Annotated in this window: 1 protein-coding gene and 1 pseudogene; one reads left to right on the plus strand and one right to left on the minus strand. The window is 65.1% G+C overall.

Going from position 1 to position 3,356, the window contains the following annotated elements; genetic code table 11:
- Positions 1-379: hypothetical protein (locus ACWDKQ_RS35520; protein ID WP_450143131.1), on the minus strand; the 379-nt coding region annotated here is incomplete at its 3' end.
- Positions 380-523: 144 nt separating this feature from the next.
- On the opposite strand from ACWDKQ_RS35520, the pseudogene ACWDKQ_RS35525 reads away from it, so the two are divergent.
- Positions 524-3,356: pseudogene (locus ACWDKQ_RS35525) on the plus strand (hypothetical protein); the annotation flags it as partial.

Raw genomic sequence — 3,356 nt, forward strand, 5'->3', positions numbered from 1 at the left:
GGGGCGACTGCATGATCTGACGCTCGCGGCGATGGTCGTGAGTGCGGGTGCGGGGCCGGCCCCGGGTAGGGACACGCGGTCGCAGTCCACTGAGGGAGTCCCGCGTGATGCGGAGACCGATGACACCGACGACACCGAGAGCGTCTTCGGCGAGGAGGAACGGGCAGAGCTGCTGGAGCGGCTTGATCGCTTGAGGGGAGACGCGGAGCCGCCGGAGTCGCACCACTCCAGTGGATCGCGGGAGTTCGGTGGTACAGCGGAGCGGATTGTGCACGGCACGCATGACACCCGGCTGTTGGCTCGTGAGGATGCTGCGGTGTCGCTGGAGGATGTGGTGGCGCTGGTCGCGGCCGAGCACCCCGCGCTCGGCGGTGATCACTGGGAGCAGGTGGTGAAGTTTTCCCGGGCGTTGGCGTTGGCGGAACGCCTGGGTACGCGGGGCAGCGGCCTGGCGATCAGGGCCGGGGCAAGGCCGGAGGGGCCGGGAGCGGGGTGGTCAGGGGAGTCTTCTGCGGCGGCCGAGTTGAGTGAGTTGATCGCTAACGCGAACGCTGGGCTGGAGGGGATGCGCGAGCAGGGGCTGCCTGTGGACGAACTGTTGGTTAAAGTGCAGTCGAGCATGGGGGCTTTTGGAGGCCATGACGGGCTGCGGAATGTGATGGCGCACCACATTCTGAGTCATCCCGGGGATGACGCGGGCACCTTGGCGTGGGATCGAAAACTACGTGAGTTGGCGGCGCGGGACTGGGACCAGCGGTATGCGCGGGCCGCGGCGGAGTTGGAGGAGTGGGCCGGGTTCGTGGGTCGTGATGCTGTGGACCGGTTGTTGGCTGACGCGGACGTGGTTTTGGGGCCGCTGAAGGCGTCGGAGCGGTTCCGGAATGTGCTGGCGCACTGGATGGGCGAGCATCCAAGCGACTGGAGCGGTGTTCAGGCGGTGCGGGCGGAAATGGCCGGTTATCTGGCCGATGACATTGGTGACCTTGGCGAGGCGGTGAGTGGTTTGCCTCGCGGCGCGTTCGAGGAGACGAGAGCGGAAGAGGCGCATTGGCAGGCAGATCGTGCTGGCAACCAGGCGGAGGTTGGGGCCGTTGCTGTCCCGACTGTGCGGGGGGACCGTGACCCCGGACTGCGCATTATTTCTCAGATTAGATCGGTACGGCAGACCTTCGAGGAGGCCGGGCAGGCGTTGCGGCAGTTGGCCAACGAACAAGGTCCAGCTGCCGTGGACCGTTTGTATGCTCCGGCGGAGAAGGTCTTGGGTTCTCTCAAGGAGTCGCCGTCCTTCCGGGATGTGATGGCACACGAGTTGCTGAAAAACCCGCGGGATGATCAGCAGTTGCGGCAATTGATGACGAACCCGCAAGGTGATCCGCGGTTGCAGCAGCTGCGGTGGAAACTGGTCCGTTACCTGACTGGTGACACAAGTGGCGGCGCGGACCCGATTACTACCCATCGCTTGCTTTCCGCCACGGTGGACCCGGCCCCTGGAGCGGACGAGGCTCGGTCTAAAGAGCAACAGATGTATTACCGGCGCGTGGCGGTGGGCAAGGCGCTTAGTGGTTTGCCGGACAATGATGCTGTCGAACGGGTGCTGGGAAACGAGGATTCCGAAGTTGAGGTCAGGAGGAAGCTGACCTCCGATTTGCAAAATTTGGTGGGGTCTCTGCGGCAAATTCTGGCGGAGGAGAAAAACGCTGCCCTGCGGGACAAATATGAACCCAAGATCGCGGAGTGGTTGCCTGTTGAAAACTACACGCAGCTCAACACGATCCGTCATCGGGTAGCGGAAGCTACCGCTGCCGTTCAGTCGTTGCGAAAGGAACGGAAAGAGAAGAAGACGCAGAAGCGGGATTCGCGGGTTGCTCGGTTGCGGGGGGCGCTGGAGGAGCTCCAGGCTCGGCAGGCGGAGTTGGAGCCGTTGAAGGGGTGGCAGTGGATCCTGCGGGCGGACTGGAATGAGTTGTCGGAGACGGACGCGGGCCTGCGGAAGGAATGGGAGGCGCTGCCGGGGCGTATTGAGGCGGTGCAGGCGGAACTGGCTGAGATTGCGGATGGCGATTCGACGCTCGAACCGCCCAGGAAACGCATGCGCGTGTCTTGGGAACGGCAGGCCACGGCACCGTCTGCTGGTGGGAGTTCGTCGCGGGCTGCGTCGGCTGCGGTTGTCAAGCCGCCTGCGGTTGTTGAGTTGGCGGGATTGATCGGGCGTATGGCGAGGAATTTGGCGGCGTTGCCGACAGATTTCCGTCCGGATGTGCAAAACCGCGTTACGGAAGCGTGGCAGATCACGAAGAAGAAGAGCTGGACCCCGGCGGAGCTGGGCTGGATTGACTCGCAGCTGGAAGAGATGCGGCAGCTCGAACAGTGGTCGCGTGTGGAGCCGATGATGTTCTTGGCGGGTGATAGTGGGGCGGTTGAGCAGGTACTGCGGCTGGCGCGGGGTTTGCGGGGTGTGCAGGTGGTGGGTGTGCATGTGACCCCGGATGGGTGGGCGGTGCTGCCGGATGGCCTATGGGAAACGCCGGAGGAGTTCGCTGCGCGGGTGCGAGCGGACCAGCGGTTCGTGGCGGGCTTGCCGGTGGCGTTTTTGGGTTGTGGTGCGTCGCGGCGGCCGGTGGAGGGTGTGGCCTCGTTTGCGGATCGGTTCGCGGACGCGGTGGGCGCGGAGAAGATATGGGGGACTGATGCCGACGTGTGGCAGACCGCCGATGCTGCGATTCACGCTACGGAAACGGTTGTGACGTCGGATGGTCGTGTGTTGCCGAAGTTTGTCGACGGCGAGGGAACTGGCCGTTGGTTCCTCCGTTCTCGCGACGGCGAGGTGGTCGAGCACGGTTCGGAGTTGCGGGCGGGGGTAAACCGCTCGGCTGTGCCGCGTTACGCGGAAGGAGCACACCCGGCCCCGGTGATCAAGTGGACGGGCACCCCAGGACCAAGCCAGACCAACACGTCTGCGGCACGGAAGGCAGCAAGGGCCGCCGGGAGGGCGGAGTTGAATAAGCGGCTTACGGCTCTGGAGGCATCGGTGGAGGAGGTGGCGGACAGGCTGGGTACGGAGGGCAGCGGGGTGGCCGCCCGGGCCGGGGCGGGGCGGGAGGATCAGGCGGCGGGGTGGTCAGGGGAGTCTCCTGCGGCGGCCGAGTTGCTGACCGAACCGCCCAGGAAACGCATGCGTGTGTCTCCGGCGACGCAGGCCACGGCATCGTCTGCTGGTGGAAGTTCGTCGCGGGTTGCGTCGGCTGCGGCTGTTAAGCCGGATGTGGTTGTTGAGTTGGCGGGGTTGGTCGGGCATTTAGAGGAGCGTTTGGCCGCGTTGCCGGCGGATTTCCGTCCGGATGTGCGTGCCCAGGTCG

It is taken from the genome of Saccharopolyspora sp. NPDC000995, assembly GCF_053599315.1.